17 protein-coding genes are annotated in these 13,743 nt (G+C 48.8%); 3 read left to right on the top strand and 14 right to left on the bottom strand.

Going from position 1 to position 13,743, the window contains the following annotated elements:
• Positions 1–13: 13 nt before the first annotated feature.
• The 8 genes from Q8K39_RS01355 to Q8K39_RS01320 form a co-directional block, all read right to left on the bottom strand.
• A complete protein-coding gene (locus Q8K39_RS01355) occupies positions 14–2,692 on the bottom strand; it encodes a toprim domain-containing protein (RefSeq protein WP_305257993.1) in 2,679 nt (892 codons plus the stop codon).
• Complete coding sequence (locus Q8K39_RS01350; RefSeq protein WP_305257992.1) at positions 2,692–2,940, bottom strand: hypothetical protein; 249 nt, start codon at positions 2,938–2,940, stop codon at positions 2,692–2,694. The genes Q8K39_RS01355 and Q8K39_RS01350 overlap by 1 nt, the downstream gene beginning before the upstream one ends.
• A gap of 267 nt (positions 2,941–3,207) precedes the next feature.
• Positions 3,208–3,399 carry a hypothetical protein gene (locus Q8K39_RS01345; protein WP_305257991.1) on the bottom strand — a complete coding sequence of 64 codons (192 nt, stop codon included), beginning with the start codon at positions 3,397–3,399 and terminating at the stop codon, positions 3,208–3,210.
• The gene (locus Q8K39_RS01340) at positions 3,386–3,556 is read right to left on the bottom strand and encodes a hypothetical protein (protein ID WP_305257990.1); all 171 of its coding nucleotides are present in this window, start codon (positions 3,554–3,556) and stop codon (positions 3,386–3,388) included. The genes Q8K39_RS01345 and Q8K39_RS01340 overlap by 14 nt, the downstream gene beginning before the upstream one ends.
• A gap of 2 nt (positions 3,557–3,558) precedes the next feature.
• Entirely contained in the window at positions 3,559–3,714 is a 156-nt protein-coding gene (locus tag Q8K39_RS01335; protein WP_186957116.1) for a hypothetical protein, read from the bottom strand.
• 100 nt (positions 3,715–3,814) lie between these two features.
• Positions 3,815–4,075: an ogr/Delta-like zinc finger family protein gene (locus tag Q8K39_RS01330; protein WP_305257989.1), complete on the bottom strand. Its 261-nt coding sequence runs from the start codon at positions 4,073–4,075 to the stop codon at positions 3,815–3,817.
• Positions 4,072–4,275 (bottom strand): hypothetical protein, encoded by a 204-nt coding sequence (locus Q8K39_RS01325; RefSeq protein ID WP_305257988.1) that lies wholly within the window; start codon positions 4,273–4,275, stop codon positions 4,072–4,074. Before Q8K39_RS01325 ends, Q8K39_RS01330 begins: the two co-directional genes overlap by 4 nt.
• Before the next feature lie 61 nt (positions 4,276–4,336).
• Complete coding sequence (locus Q8K39_RS01320; RefSeq protein WP_370868537.1) at positions 4,337–4,573, bottom strand: hypothetical protein; 237 nt, start codon at positions 4,571–4,573, stop codon at positions 4,337–4,339.
• 253 nt (positions 4,574–4,826) lie between these two features.
• Here Q8K39_RS01320 and Q8K39_RS01315 point away from each other — a divergent pair, with 253 nt between their 5' ends.
• Genes Q8K39_RS01315 through Q8K39_RS01305 form a run of 3 tightly spaced genes read left to right on the top strand, consistent with a single transcriptional unit; the run spans position 4,827 to position 6,723 of the window.
• Positions 4,827–5,249: a helix-turn-helix domain-containing protein gene (locus tag Q8K39_RS01315; RefSeq protein ID WP_305257987.1), complete on the top strand. Its 423-nt coding sequence runs from the start codon at positions 4,827–4,829 to the stop codon at positions 5,247–5,249.
• 5 nt (positions 5,250–5,254) lie between these two features.
• Positions 5,255–5,968, top strand: a complete 714-nt coding sequence (locus Q8K39_RS01310; protein WP_305257986.1) for a hypothetical protein — start codon at positions 5,255–5,257, stop codon at positions 5,966–5,968.
• Between the two features lie 26 nt (positions 5,969–5,994).
• Positions 5,995–6,723: a hypothetical protein gene (locus Q8K39_RS01305; protein WP_305257985.1), complete on the top strand. Its 729-nt coding sequence runs from the start codon at positions 5,995–5,997 to the stop codon at positions 6,721–6,723.
• Between the two features lie 69 nt (positions 6,724–6,792).
• On the opposite strand, the gene Q8K39_RS01300 is transcribed toward Q8K39_RS01305, so the two are convergent.
• The 6 genes from Q8K39_RS01300 to Q8K39_RS01275 form a co-directional block, all read right to left on the bottom strand.
• Complete coding sequence (locus Q8K39_RS01300; protein ID WP_305257984.1) at positions 6,793–7,647, bottom strand: hypothetical protein; 855 nt, start codon at positions 7,645–7,647, stop codon at positions 6,793–6,795.
• Positions 7,648–7,722: 75 nt separating this feature from the next.
• Complete coding sequence (locus tag Q8K39_RS01295; protein ID WP_305257983.1) at positions 7,723–8,733, bottom strand: DUF3800 domain-containing protein; 1,011 nt, start codon at positions 8,731–8,733, stop codon at positions 7,723–7,725.
• 6 nt (positions 8,734–8,739) lie between these two features.
• The gene (locus tag Q8K39_RS01290) at positions 8,740–9,090 is read right to left on the bottom strand and encodes a DUF3892 domain-containing protein (RefSeq protein WP_305257982.1); all 351 of its coding nucleotides are present in this window, start codon (positions 9,088–9,090) and stop codon (positions 8,740–8,742) included.
• Positions 9,091–9,345: 255 nt separating this feature from the next.
• A complete protein-coding gene (locus tag Q8K39_RS01285; protein WP_305257981.1) occupies positions 9,346–10,386 on the bottom strand; it encodes a contractile injection system protein, VgrG/Pvc8 family in 1,041 nt (346 codons plus the stop codon).
• Complete coding sequence (locus Q8K39_RS01280; RefSeq protein WP_305257980.1) at positions 10,383–10,838, bottom strand: phage tail protein; 456 nt, start codon at positions 10,836–10,838, stop codon at positions 10,383–10,385. Before Q8K39_RS01280 ends, Q8K39_RS01285 begins: the two co-directional genes overlap by 4 nt.
• A gap of 15 nt (positions 10,839–10,853) precedes the next feature.
• The gene (locus Q8K39_RS01275) at positions 10,854–13,703 is read right to left on the bottom strand and encodes a phage tail protein (protein WP_305257979.1); all 2,850 of its coding nucleotides are present in this window, start codon (positions 13,701–13,703) and stop codon (positions 10,854–10,856) included.
• Positions 13,704–13,743: the final 40 nt, after the last annotated feature.

Here is a 13,743-nt window from a genome sequence, read left to right as displayed (position 1 = left end):
GTCCTCTCAATGGTTATTTGTCGCGCTGGAAAATCCAGCATTTAACGGATGTTGATGGTGTAGCGATGGGTGATAGAGTGCTGCGCACAACACTGTTCACCGTCTTGTTTGCTTCGATAAACTTGCGTCGGGCGCTGGTCTTCAGCACCTTTTTTAGGTCGCGCAGCGGTGGTACTTGCTGACGCTTCTCTGTTGCCACCTGCAGAAAATGGTTTAGATTGACTGCAATCAAAGACGGGTCACGCGAATGATTCAAGATCGACATATCCCCGTTATCCAGATAATCAAACGCCTCCCAGAATTCCTGCACCAGCACATGGTCACTGTTGATAACCTGCTGACGTTCCTCTGCCATGGTCACGATCTGGGCTTTTAATGCGGCCTGCTGCGATTCAGGCAGCTTCACCACCAGTGCCAGGGCATCGGCCAGGGCCAGCATTTGCGCGTGGGTTTCCACCAGGCGCGGCATCTTGATATTCTTGTTTTGGCGTAGCTCTTTCAGGTACAAGGGCGTTTTTGTGCCCACCAGCTCCATGATGGTCTTCTCGCGCTTGGTGGCAGCCAGGATGAAGCCTGAAACCTGTTCTACAGACATATACTTCAGCTTGTCCGCAGCCTCTCCGGACGCGGCCGTCTGCGTCGAACGGTCAAAATACAAATGCACAATCCGCGACAAAATCGCCTCAGACGCATTTACAGGGTTGTTTTGAGAAATCACGATAGAACCCCGGAAAGGCGGCTCGTAAGTCTCGTTGCCACCAGTCGCCATCCCACGCGCCCGCATGCTGCGGCCGTTATAAGCCGTCTTCAGCTCGTCCCAATCAAATGACTTCACATGGCTTTTGTCTTCCCCCATGCGTTCGCGGTCAGATTCAATCAGCACCACCGGCAGACAAGACACTTGCCCAAAATTGCGCGCCCGTGCAGCCAGGCTAGACTTTGCCGGGTCAAAGCCCTCATAACCATTGCGGCCGAACAGCTTCCACAAGAATTCAATCAAGGTCGATTTACCGGCCCCGGCTTCGCCTACCACCTCAAGGAAAGGGTAAGACGATTGTTTAGACCTGATCTGCTCCGCAAACAGCGAGCCAAACCAGAAAGTCAGCGCCACCAGGCCTTTGGCACCAAAGGCCGTCCAGATCAGGTCTAGCCAGTCTGTACGGTAATCATGGCGGTCGCGGTTAATCGTCAGGTGTACAGATTTATTCAAAGACTTGATCGACAGTTTGCCGATATCAAAAAAATCCTCACCGTTCACCTCATTGATGACACCGTCTTTTATAGCCACATCACCCAGCACATAACAGCCATGCTCAAGGCTGTAGCCGATGTAATCTATGGTATCCACGCGCTTGATGTTATAAAGCTGGTCCGCAAGAATGCGGTCTAACTGCTGGCTGCTGCCGCTAAACATCGCACCGGCACCCATACCCAGCAAACGCTTTTTGAACTCCGCAGAGCTGGCAATCTGGGCCGCCGTGAAAGTGTTTTTCACCGGCTTGCCGTCATGCGGGAATGAAACCCGGAAGTAATACCAGCTCTCGTTAGTGATCAGGTTTTCCTGAAAATACAAAGCCTTCGGCAAGCAATTGGCAATTTCATAGACCGTGCTTGATGTAATCAAAGCCTGGTCGCGCAAGGCATACTCAGACAAGGTTTTTGAATCCTCGCTGTTGTCCTGCTGGTCCCTGGCCTTGTTGTAGCGTTCCAGATCCAGACGGAACCAAAACAGCCGGTTCCCAAAATCAAAATAAAACTCAGTCTGGCCACCGTCATGCTTGTAGCGCAGCAAAGCCTTTTCGGTCGGGGATTTCGCCAGCAGCAAATCACCGTGATAACGGTATTCCTCTATGTCTTCATCAGACAATGCATCCCGCTGGTGCGCATCATTCCAGTCCAGCTTATTTTTGCCGTGCTGCGGTATCTGCGCCGCCACACACTCCCAGCCTGCAGCCTTGGCTTTCTCTACATGCTTCTTGGTATAGCTGCGCCCGGCATGGTCACCATCCAGCGCCCATACCAGTCTGCAATCCATGTTCCCACGCGAGGCAGCCAGGTTGCGCAATGCCTCCTCTGGGTAGTTATTGCAACTACCCAGGGCAACTGCCGGGATATCATGGTGCATCAGCGCCAGCGCATCAAAAACGCCTTCTACCAGCCATATTTCCGCTTTATCCTGAATCACAACCGGGTCAGGCTTCCACCACAGGCCGTAATACTTGGAGCCATACTTAAAGTGCGCCTTCTTTTTGCCAAAACGGTAAGGCTGATCAATGATCCTTTCCCAATAGCCATTCCCAAAAGGAAAGCGCACCGTGGCACTGCCTATCTTCAGCTCCTGGTCAAAGTAATACTCCTGCGTATACATGCCCTGAACCTTCGCCAGCGCGAAGCCCCGGCCATGTTGCATATACGCATCTGCCGCCGCGTTTGGGTTCGGCTTTTCAGGTGTGGACTTGTAGCGTTCAGACCAGTTATCAAACAGATCCGGGTACAGCTCTTTGACATGCTTGGTTTCACCGCAATTATTCAGACGGCCGCAGCGAATCACCCACGGATGTTCCGCATTGGTGTACAGCTCTTTTTTCTGGCAGGCCGGGCAGATGCCGCCGCGCAGCATCCCGTTTTGCTCTGGCTTGAATTTGAATTCAGCCAGGCGCTGCAGGATTTCATGTTGAAGCGATGCATCCATTACGCGCCTGCCTTGCTGCTGGCCGCTGCTTCTATATCAATGATTGCGTGTTTGATACTGTGCTTGAGCATGCACAAGCCGCCCCAGATTTCTTCATATCCGGGCTTGCTTGAATCAAGTTCCTTTGACGCGGTGTCAAGGTAGTCTTTTAGCGCGTACAACTCGCTGGGATACAGCATCGTCATCATCTTGATGATGGGCTGGCGGTCACGCTCAGGCAGGTTTAAGGTGTTGGATGTAGTGTTCATTTCATTCAATCAAAGTCACCGCTTGCACGGCGTTTAAAGTCGTTTACTGGCCGCTTGCCTGGCTGCGCCTGGTCTTTTTGTTTTGCTGCAGGCCTGCCAAACAAATGCGCTGGAATTTGCCCGCACCAGCAGTGCGCAACCATTTCTAAGTAGTGACGAATAAATGGCGACATCTGTTCAAACGGCACTGAAACATGCAAAGCGGTGTGCACCTGGCGTAACTCGTCATCTGTAGGTTTGGGTATAGGCATGATTTTTAGTGACGCGTCACGTTAATTTGTGCTGTTCTTCAATCAGCAACTGGCGGCCTTCCTGCAGCAGCCGCACATTGCGGGAATACTCTTGCTCGGCTTCCACGTCTCCCAAACGCTCTGCAATGCCCTGCAGGCGTTCGTTTTCTGTGACACCCAGACTGATAGCGCCCATCAGGGCGACGTACACTTGATTAGGCAATCTCATTACGCTGCCCCCTTAGAAAGTTGAATTTCTGTTCCCGCTGGCGGTTGCGGTATTCCTTGGCACGTTGCGCAGCAGACTTGGCATGTGCCTTGCGTGGGCGGCCTCGACCAGGCTTGTTAAAAATGTCGCGGGTAAAATCATCACCAGGCTGTTTCATGTTCACCACTCCCCAGCCATACCGCCAAGGTCGTGAATCATTTCGCCGATAAGCGCCTGGCTATACAGGCGGCAAATCTGCGGGCCGTTGTTCAAGGCCTTCAGCTCCTTGCGTATGGCTCTGGCAAGGACAAAACGGGATGCAAATGTCAAACGCATGATCACCTCCAAAAGTAAAGGGCAAAAAAAGTCCCTCACGCCTGAAAACAGGCATGTTGGCTACTGCAATAGTTGTTAAATTGGTTCTGCTAGACCAGCGTCACCCGACGCATAAATTCAGCGATAGCTGATTCAAGGCTGCCTGTCGTGCATGCCTTGAAATTGGTATCCTGACCTTGTAGTCAGGCGTGGCAGACAGGGACAGCGTGCGCAACACCTCAAGGCCAGCCACAAACACATGGCCGCAATCCACGTTATTGCAGCGGTATGTGATTTCTTTAAACATGGGTGACATCGTGCGGCTTTTAATGGCGCGCACACCTTGCGTGCAATGAGGGCATGGCAAACCGATAACTCTCATTCCGTTGTCCTTTCTAAATCTTCAAATGAAACTAAACTCATTGCACGGCCACGTCCGGTCAAGCTCTGCATGCCCTGGCGTAAATGCCGTTTGGCCAAAAATTGGGCCGTTTCTTCAAGATCACTAAGTCCCCATTGGACGCGCACCATCTCAAGCATTTCTAATTCATCGTCCGTGAAATCGGCATTTAATGAGGGCATGTTCTTGTTTTCGTCAACTTAAGAGTGCTTAAGAGTGGCTAATCAGTGTCTGTCAAAGTTTTTACTTTGCCGATAACATTTGCTTGCAATTTTGGTTAAGCAAAGCAGCTTCGCGTAACACCAGCTCACGCAAAAAAACAGATGGCTGTTCGCCCTGATAAGCCGCCATGGCGTTGATCAGCTCGAACTCATAATCATCAAAACGAAGCATCAGCTTGTTGGCCTTGACGCGTTTTTTGTCTGCATACATGGTCGTATCCTGTCTGGGCTGGTTACTTGGACGTGAGCTGGCGTTCATATTCCTTCAAGCCGAGAAGGTATGTAACGCGAAGGAAAGAAGCAACGGAGCGTTGCTCGGCCAGGGCGTAAGCTGCAGCCTGGTCGTATTCCTCTTTAGAAAGACTGATAGGGGTGCGGATTGCCCCTTTTATTTGGGCGGCGCGACGGAATGATGTGTTAGTGTCAAGTGACATGATGTATCATTGTGTTACGTTAGTGGTAACGTGAATATAGTCCTCAAATGAGGACTTGTCAACTATTTTGAGATCTAAATGAGTGATTTAGGGAATAGGCTGCGAGACGAGCGCAAACGCCTGGGGCTGAACCAACTTGAGTTTGCGGTTTTGGGGGGCGTTAAAAAAAATGCCCAAATGAATTATGAAAGTGGCGAAAGAAGCCCAGATGCCGACTATTTATCCGCACTGCTAAAAGCAGATGTCGATGTTATGTATGTACTCACAGGGGCAAGAGCAGCCGCCGGATTACAAGGAAATGAAAATGATTTGCTGTCTGGTTTTAGAAAATTAGATCAGCGATTCCAAGATGTTGTCGTTACTTTGGTGAATGGATTGGGACATGAACCTGTCAATTCTGCACCAACAAATAACATTAAAGGTAATGTCGGACAAGTAATTCATGGCAATCAAAATAATGAATCGCCTTTGCGTTTTAGCTTCGGTAAGAAAGAGAAATAGCTACGATGAGAGCTATTCGATTTTTTTTACTTCCCTTCCTTCTGGTTGCTTGCACAGCGAGCGAAAAAGAACAGAATGTCATTAACAACGAAGGCATCTCCCCTGCAGCCAAGTCAGCGAATGTTTTACCCATCAAGCTAACTCACGGCTTTGTTACCAACATGCTTCAAGGTCAAAAAACGAAGGCAACAATCGTTGCTACCGTTGATGCCGGAAACAAAGATGATTGGACTACCACAGCAATAGTATTGGCAGAACAAGTAGCAAAGCTAGGCATCGACATGGTTGAGGTGACATTGGATCGCAATGACCTGGGCGAACTCGCCACCGAGAACAGATATAAACATTACGTGCGCGTTTCATACGCTCCTGACCTTAACCGCAGCACTGCATTTGAGCGAAATTGGGAAATAGCGGTCGCGGAGGATGTGGTATCAAAAAAAATGATTTTGGCGACAAATCAATATCACGATCTTTACGGCAAGTATGTACAGGCCGGAATGAATGGCGATAAAGCAGACAAAAAGGCCGGTGCAGCAGTAGCAAAGGATTTTGATCTCGCGCCCGATTGGCGATTGCCATTAGGTAATTTGGCAGATACCAAACTTAGCCGTGCTGATTTTTTTATTAAAAGTGAACCTCAAAATTTCTCTGCTATCGAAAAAATTATAGGCTGCTTGAAAAACAAAATGAATTTCACAATCAAGTCGTGTGAATAGCAATAGGAAATTAATGTAGGCGCAGTATGGCAAATAAAAACGATATCGAAGGTGATGTTGGGCAAATAGTGGCGGGTGATTCAGTTGTAGGACCAACACTCAATAACGTTATGCACTTGAACATAGGTGAGAAAGAAGAAAAATATCTCACCAAAATGCAACGAACAGAGATCAATAAAAAGGTAAAAGAATTAGAAGCGATTTCTGGTATCAACTGGCGCGTACTTTATCGTGAGTTGCTGAATAAATTTGGTGCTGAAGTGATGGATGTTTTCCCACGTAGCAAATTCAATGATGCCTGTGATCACATTGATGTGAGGCTTTCAGAGTATGTAGATGCTAATGTGAAAAAGGATAAAACAGAGACATCAGAACCAACGCCAGCGCCAATGCCAGCACGAGCACCATCACATGCACATGCAGCGCAGATTCAAGTAAAAGAAATTCCATGTAGAACCTGCCAAGAGAATACGCAGTCGCTGAAGAAAGTTCATTTTAAAATACTGGTCCTGTTTGTTTTGATGGTGCTGATGATCATTACTGAAGGCGCTTTCCTTATCTTTTTGTCACCTGACAAAGCAAGCCAAGAAAAACTAATCATGGATCGGCCTGCAGACGAAAACTGCCACTTTGATGGCAAGGTGCAGTCAATAGGAAGTACGGTAAGAATGGCTGACGGTATTGTCAGACGATGCATGGATGCGTCAGGTGATGCGCCGTCATACTGGGATTTGCCAATTAAATCAAAATACTGAATATTTGCTAAAATTTTTTCTCATATATTCTAAGTTTTAACGAGAAAAATGATTCTTAAAAATGAATTTTTATTCCTCGGTTTTAATCCCGTATAGGTACATACGACTATCTTTTTGTAACTGCAAACCTTTTGTTACACATTCGAATTCCACTAATGGCAAATCGAAACCACGAAAGAGTATTGAAGGATCGTATTTCAAAATATTTAGTGGATTTGCGGGAGTTTTATTTTGTTGCATTAAAACATAATGTTCATTTGCTTGTTTATCGCAAGTACTAATTATTTTGTTAAGTACTTCTTGCTTTAAATCTGCACTTGCATAGTGAATTGAAAATCCACGTGGTAGGAATATGTTTTGAAAAATTGGTATTTCTCGTGCTGATATTTTTTCATGAAGGCTAATTGCTGAATCATTAATAATTGCTCTATTTTTACTCGGGCGTCTATCCCAGTATCCATCTTGAACAATGCACTCATTGGCAATCAATAAAATACTAAGCAATTCAGCATTTCCTTGAACGTTATAGAATTCAAGTAAGCGAACTTTTCTTTCTTTGCAGCTAATTCGTATCGCTTCACCTTCTTGACGAAACTGTAAAATCATTGCGCAACATATACTTAACTTACCATTTGCTGTCTCCTTTGAATTTGTATCAATTACGATTACATCATCATATTGGGTAAGTTCATATAAGCCGTTTATAGATGAGTTGTTTAATTTTGTGGTGATTCTTGTTTGTATTTTCGGATCTTTATTTTCTCGATCATAACTTACTGAGCGTTCGATATTTTGTGGTAATACTTCGTTTCCATATCTATCAAAAAAATGTAAAACTCCATTTATGGTTCGAAAAGTTGAAGCTTTGTGATTATTCTCAAATTGAATCAAAAAATTAACATTTCGTGGATTTGGGGTATTCATTAACATTTGCTCCTTTTTAAATTACGGCGGCGCTGGCATTATTCGAATACTCACAAGATAGTGAAATCTACAGATTTATTTGAGCATGCCTTTAGCAGCACGCGTTATGCTGTTAGCGATGATTTGAATACGATCAGGTAATTCACCAACTTGATCTAAGCTAGCAAATTGCAACGGTGATTCTCTATCTATTGCTTGCACCATATTTGCCCCCAATAATTCGGAAATTTTTGCTTCTTCCACGTAATTTCCTCTTAGAAGTCGCCTGATACCTCCCGCAAGCAAATCTGCAATTTGTACGCCAGGGTCTTTTGCAGAATCTACATATTGAAAATTTTCCCAAATAATTTTTCTAAGATCTGGTCCTCCGATATTTTCAATGCCATAAATCTCTTTCAGATAATTTGGTTGCTTGCCTGGAGGGTACTCAAATCGTGAAAAATGCCTGTAATCGGCGCTTTCCAACACGAGTAATTTTTCCCTTAAAGATCGCGATTGGATTGCTGGCGCTAACATTCGTAGAAAAATATTTTCGTAAGAATTTGGCAGGTCTTTTTTTGTATTTTTTTGATCAACACGCCATCTAAAATTGCCTAAAGCAGGCGGATGCCTTTGCGCATAGTAAAGCGTTGCCTGTGTCAATATCCTATGGAATAGTGAAACTTGTAGCGATGTTTGCATGTACAACGGGATCGATAGCTGATTCACTTGCATTGAAAATTTTGTGAGACTATCGCGCCCTTCTTCATAATTCATTTTGTCTCGGTGTTCAATAATGTTTTTTGCTTGCAGATCACGATGGTGTTCAATAGCATGAGGACGATTCATTCCCACATCAGTTGCTATAGCAAATACTAATCCGTCTAATTTCTTTAGCTCTGTTAGAAACCATATATATTGTGCTTCACTAAGATCTTTACACTTAGTTTCAGATCCTGCACCTTTCCCCATTTTATGAATCTCGGAAATCAGACGACGAACACTTTGACGTCTATGTTCAGGCACTACATATGCTGCGACAACGCACCAAGAATTAGCTTGATTTGCAAGGGTAAAATTTCCTGATTCATCTACAAATATAAACATATTTATTTAAAATGCTCCGGAATTACTTGAGGTAAATTTCCCTAAAAGGCCGCTTCTGTAAAGTGGCCCCCCAGGTAATGCCAATAAGTTGTCACTGATTTTTCCATCTGCATGCGTCTTAATAAAAGATCTCTGAGCAGGATTGCCAGAGTTCACAACATCCACCCGAGCAACATTTCCGAATGAGTCCTTGACGTAGAAAAAAACTCCTTTACCTATCAAATCAATGACTTCCTGAACAGTCCACCAAGTTAGACCATCTGTCACTGATTCTATATGCTCAAAAGTTTGTGGAAGGCTGCCTAGCAAACCGCCAGTGGACATTCTTACGCCAGCCAATTGTATTGATAGCAACATGATTCGTTTCCCTTTCAAATGGAAAATAAGAAAACATGCCGATAGCGTGTAGAGGTGTTAAAGCTCAAGCACTTGGACAAAACCTTGCTCAATCTTAAGGTAGGGCTAAAGTTGCTGTTTTCACGTAAAAAATATACTACTAAATGTAGTGTCAAAACTAATTTACGCACTAATTGTAGGACTAACTCTTAGCGAATACAAATTATTCTTATTTTAAATAAAGTGAATTACATAGATGATTTTTGGCAATAATTTCTAGTCCGTAACTTGCAAGCTTTCACGATTCTCCTTGATCATATTTTCTTTGTTGTCGCTATTCCTATTTTCCATCTCCAATTGCGTAGTAAATCCCTGCGCCATGACGCTGTGTGTGGTTTTAAGGATGACCCAGTCAGTATCCCCGATAGGTGCCTTTAAGCTGGGGATGCGCACGCCCATCATGGGCGTAATGTCTGGCCTGCCCAGGGCCAGGGTAAATTGCAAGGTTGCCTTTCCGCGTTTTACCCGGTTCATTTCTGCTTTTGCTGCTTGCTCTGCCGCCTCTTGATTCGGGTAGGTGTGGCGCAGGCGTTTTGGGTTGTCGTCTTCGCCTATCAGTTCGCTTTTTTCCTTGGCGTCGTTGGGGTCATGCCATTGGGCGCGCACGCCGCTGTAGGCGTCACGGCTGGCGGTGTGGTAGCGGTGTTTGTCGCCGTCGCGGCGCTCCAGTGTGATGGTGGGCAGGCTTTCGCCTTTGCTGTTGCTGCCCTCATCGATGGGCAAGAACAGCAGGGCGTCTTTTTTGACGGTGGCCACCGCATCAAACCGCTTGCCCAGCCGGTTTAAAAAATTGATGTCTGACTCATTGGTCTGGTCTATGTGGTCGATGACTTTGCTTTGCAGGCTTTGGCTTACCTTGGGTGCCAGGCCGTTGTCTTTGGCAATTTGGCCCACGATATCGGCCACGGTCTTTTGGTCAAAGCTGCGGTCTTTGCGGGTGCGTACTGGCTTTGCCATCTCTGCACTGCGGGCGCGCAGGACCAGCATATCTGGCGCGCCTTCATGTTCTACTTCATCTACCACGAAAGTGCCTTTGTCCACCATTCCAGTATGCTGCCAGCCAAGCTGCAAGGTGATCTTGACGCCTTTGCGCGGTATTGCTACGCGGCCGTCGCTGTCGTCTATGGTGATATTGAGTTCGTCGACGGCGTTTTCTCTGGCCTCGGTCAGTGTCAGGCTCACCAGGCGCGGGTAGATTTTGCTGGTAATGTCCTGGCCGTCCAGTGTGATGGCAAAGGCTGGTTTGTTGTGGCTCATTCTAAATCTACCTCTTCCCATTCAATGACATCATCGTCCAGATCCGGGCCGCCCGTGTGCGGGTCCACCTGGTCGCCTAAATCTACTCGTTTCAAGCTGATAGAGAAATCTATTCTCTGCGGCATGCCATCATCCAGAAAGGTGTTTTTGCCCTTGGTCAAGTTGGTGATCAGAAATTGCCCGTATATGCGCCCGGTGCCTTCCACCAGCACATAGGCGTCCCCAGCGTCCCCAATTTCTTCCAGATCATCTAAAGACGCCGGGTCACCGGCAAAGGCCGGGGCCATCCAGCCGCTTAGGGTGATAGTGTTATCACCTGGGCCTAAAAACTGGTGCGCGTCGCGCTCGCCCACGCGGCTGGTGTTGGGGTGCTTCCATTCAATTTGTTGCTGGAACTCCTGATACGCGGCCGTGGACAGGCTGAATACAAACTGGCCTAAACTCATCATCATCTTGGGTTGTCCTCTCTATGATTCATCATAGTCATGCATGGCAGACCGGCGCTGCTGGCTTTGCTGGCGTTCACGCCTGTCCAGCTCGGCCGCCACGGCTTTGGCAATAGCTTGCGGGTCCATGCCTGCAGGTGGGTTAATCACAATCTGGATATTGCTGGGGGCGGGTGCCGGGTTATTGCCTACGCTGACCGCGCTGCTGCCTTGCGCCTGCACTGGTGGGCGGCGGTCAAACTTGATCGGCTCGGCCAGGCGTGGCGGTTCTTGCCTTTGCGCAGCAAACTGCACCAGGACTGCTTGCTGTGGGTTGAATGGCACTGGTGGCAGTTGTGCAAATGCCGGGTTAATTGCCGCGCTAAAGGCCATGCCAGCACCCATGGCCGTCATTTGCCTGGTAACGCCGTTAAGCTTGTCCAGCGGCAGCGCCTGGGCCTTTTCTATGCCGATAGACAAGCCTTGCATGGTGAATTGCCCCAGCTCTGCAAAGACCACGCTGGGCGAATGAATGCCTAGTTTTTCTTTAAACCAGCTCACAACATTGTCCGCCATGCTGCTGATGGTATCGCGCACAGTGCCAGCGGCGCTGGTAATGCCGTTCACCAGGCCTTGCATCATGTTGCTGCCAAACTCGCTAAACTTGGCGGGCAAGTCGATGGTGAAATAGCCGTACACTGCCGCCATCATGCTGCGGAATTTCTCTACCGGGTGCCAGCCTTGTATAAACGCGCTCAACGCCGCAATGCCGCTGTTAAAGCTGGTTTTGATCGATGCCCACAAACTGCTAAAGAAGGCACTCACCTGCGCCCAATTGCGGTAGATCAGGTAAGCCGCTGCAGCAATAGCCGTAATCGCCAGGCCAATAGGGTTCATGAGCAAGAAGCGGCCCGCAACCAGAAAGGCCCGGCCCAGCCACATCACCGCCGTGCCTACCAGGCGCAGGGCTGGCAGCAAGCCACGCAGCCAGACGCCTATCCGGGCAATAAAGGGGCCGATACGCGCAAATGCCGCACCCAGCCGGGCAAAGGTGCCAGCCAGCAAAGCGCCGCGTATCCCCAGCATGGCAAAGCCAAAGCGCAGCAAGGCCAGCGGGCCAATGATGGAGGCCAGCACGATGGTGATACCCCCCATCACCACCATGGTTGCCGCCAGCGCGGTAAAGCCCACCACCACGACCTTGGCAGTCGTGGAGTGTTCTTTCATAAAGGTGGTGACACTTTGCAGGGCGCTTGCCAGCTTTTGTAAGGCGGCCGCATAGATGGGCAAGACTTGTTCACCGATTTCTTTTTCTGTGTTGCGTATCCTGGCCAGGGTTTCCAGCTCTTTGCCTTTGGCGGTGGTCTTGGCAACTTTGTCCAGGGTGTCGATATTGGCCGCGCCTGCATTTAACTTGGCGTTCTTGTGGATTTGTGCGCGTTGTAAATACATTTGCGTGAACAGGTTAGACGCCGTCCGGTTCGTCATGATAGTGGCGATGGTGTCCTTGATTTGTTCCTGGTCTGTAATGCCCTTGGCCGCCAGTTTGGGCAGCAAGACCGTTTCCAGCCAGGCCATGGGGTCAGACTTCAGCAAGTCACCGCCTGCCAGTGCGCCCGGCTTGATTTGCTTGATCATGCCTATTTTGTTGTACTGCACCTTGCTGGTATCAAGCAAATCCAGCCTGCCCATTTCTTGCGCGGCGCGTACCGTGGTCCTGCCCTGGTATAGATTGGAATAGGCAGACATCAGGCCCGTACCCACGCGATGGCCGCCCATTTCTTGGATGAGTGGTTCCATTTTGTAGAAAAAGGCTTCATCTTTCATGGACTTGGCTGCTACGCCGCCCGTCTTGATAAAGTTCAGCCATTCATTGGGACCCACGCGGCCACCAGTGGCGGTGATGACCTTTTGCACCAGGTTGGCTTCATGGATAAACCGCTCTTTGCTGGCAAGGCCGCCGCGCAGCTCGATCACCTTCAACATGTTCATAAAGGTCTGCCCGCGTTCCGCCCCGGCTTCTTCGCCAAACATGGCAGCATTGGCAAACTTCATCTTGGCCAGGGTGGGTAAGACCATTTCGGCATGGTGCAGGTCTGCAAACACGGTCAGCGAATCGCGCATCAGTTCCATGCTTTCCAGGCTGCTGACGCCATAGGTTTTCATACCCTGGCTAAACTTGATGGCGTCGGCTGAGATTTTATCGCCCATGCCCAGCGCCACAATGCGGTTCATTTCCGTTTCAAAATGCTTGGATTCGTTCAAGGACTTGATCATGGGCATACCCATGACCGCACCTGTCATCGCCATATCAAAGCCCGTCATCTTGGCATTGCTGGCCGCATTGCGGGTACTGTCCATGCGCTGCCTGGCTGCGGCAACCTGTTGCTGCCGCCTTGCCAGGCCAGCTAACTGCTGTTGCTGGGCCGCTATCTGGGCATTGGTGGCCGCCATGTTATTGCGCAAAGTGCGTTCATGGGCGCTCAGTTGCTGGGTGCTGATGCCTGCCGCATGCAAGCTGCTGCGCAAGACTTGTAGCTGTTGGCTCTCGCGCTGTAACTGTTCCTTGATCAGCCTGGCTGCCCTGGTGGCGCGGTCAAACTCCCGCGTCATGGCGCGGGTGGGGTGTTGGGTGGCGCGCATTTGTTCAGCCAGGGCTTTGACCTTTTGCTGGGCGGCACCCAGCCGCCCGGATGTTTCGCGCAAACTGGCAGACATGCGCCTGAAGCCGGTAATGTTTTTCTGTTGCGCGTCCATTTCCTTGAGGCGGTCGCGCAAGGCTTTGAGGGCTTTGCCGCTGGCCGACGACTGGGCCATGATGCGCTTCAAGGGCGCGGTGACGCGCTCTATCATGTTAAAGATTACCTGCAGCTTCAGGTCACGTGCTGACATAATTACTCCGCTGAGTTTCTCACTCTGGCGCGTTCACGCC

This window comes from Undibacterium sp. (assembly GCF_030683615.1).
Classification (GTDB): Bacteria; Pseudomonadota; Gammaproteobacteria; order Burkholderiales; family Burkholderiaceae_D; genus Undibacterium; species Undibacterium umbellatum.
Note: the sequence above shows the minus strand (reverse complement) of the source record. Positions and strands in the feature narration are given on the sequence as shown.

Bases quoted from the DNA above. Each gene is read 5' to 3' on its own strand.
- Q8K39_RS01355 (WP_305257993.1), bottom strand. From the start codon at position 2,692: ATGGATGCATCGCTTCAACATGAAATCCTGCAGCGCCTGGCTGAATTC.
- Q8K39_RS01350 (WP_305257992.1), bottom strand. From the start codon at position 2,940: ATGAACACTACATCCAACACCTTAAACCTGCCTGAGCGTGACCGCCAG.
- Q8K39_RS01345 (WP_305257991.1), bottom strand. From the start codon at position 3,399: ATGAGATTGCCTAATCAAGTGTACGTCGCCCTGATGGGCGCTATCAGT.
- Q8K39_RS01340 (WP_305257990.1), bottom strand. From the start codon at position 3,556: ATGAAACAGCCTGGTGATGATTTTACCCGCGACATTTTTAACAAGCCT.
- Q8K39_RS01335 (WP_186957116.1), bottom strand. From the start codon at position 3,714: ATGCGTTTGACATTTGCATCCCGTTTTGTCCTTGCCAGAGCCATACGC.
- Q8K39_RS01330 (WP_305257989.1), bottom strand. From the start codon at position 4,075: ATGAGAGTTATCGGTTTGCCATGCCCTCATTGCACGCAAGGTGTGCGC.
- Q8K39_RS01325 (WP_305257988.1), bottom strand. From the start codon at position 4,275: ATGCCCTCATTAAATGCCGATTTCACGGACGATGAATTAGAAATGCTT.
- Q8K39_RS01320 (WP_370868537.1), bottom strand. From the start codon at position 4,573: ATGAACGCCAGCTCACGTCCAAGTAACCAGCCCAGACAGGATACGACC.
- Q8K39_RS01315 (WP_305257987.1), top strand. From the start codon at position 4,827: ATGAGTGATTTAGGGAATAGGCTGCGAGACGAGCGCAAACGCCTGGGG.
- Q8K39_RS01310 (WP_305257986.1), top strand. From the start codon at position 5,255: ATGAGAGCTATTCGATTTTTTTTACTTCCCTTCCTTCTGGTTGCTTGC.
- Q8K39_RS01305 (WP_305257985.1), top strand. From the start codon at position 5,995: ATGGCAAATAAAAACGATATCGAAGGTGATGTTGGGCAAATAGTGGCG.
- Q8K39_RS01300 (WP_305257984.1), bottom strand. From the start codon at position 7,647: ATGAATACCCCAAATCCACGAAATGTTAATTTTTTGATTCAATTTGAG.
- Q8K39_RS01295 (WP_305257983.1), bottom strand. From the start codon at position 8,733: ATGTTTATATTTGTAGATGAATCAGGAAATTTTACCCTTGCAAATCAA.
- Q8K39_RS01290 (WP_305257982.1), bottom strand. From the start codon at position 9,090: ATGTTGCTATCAATACAATTGGCTGGCGTAAGAATGTCCACTGGCGGT.
- Q8K39_RS01285 (WP_305257981.1), bottom strand. From the start codon at position 10,386: ATGAGCCACAACAAACCAGCCTTTGCCATCACACTGGACGGCCAGGAC.
- Q8K39_RS01280 (WP_305257980.1), bottom strand. From the start codon at position 10,838: ATGATGATGAGTTTAGGCCAGTTTGTATTCAGCCTGTCCACGGCCGCG.
- Q8K39_RS01275 (WP_305257979.1), bottom strand. From the start codon at position 13,703: ATGTCAGCACGTGACCTGAAGCTGCAGGTAATCTTTAACATGATAGAG.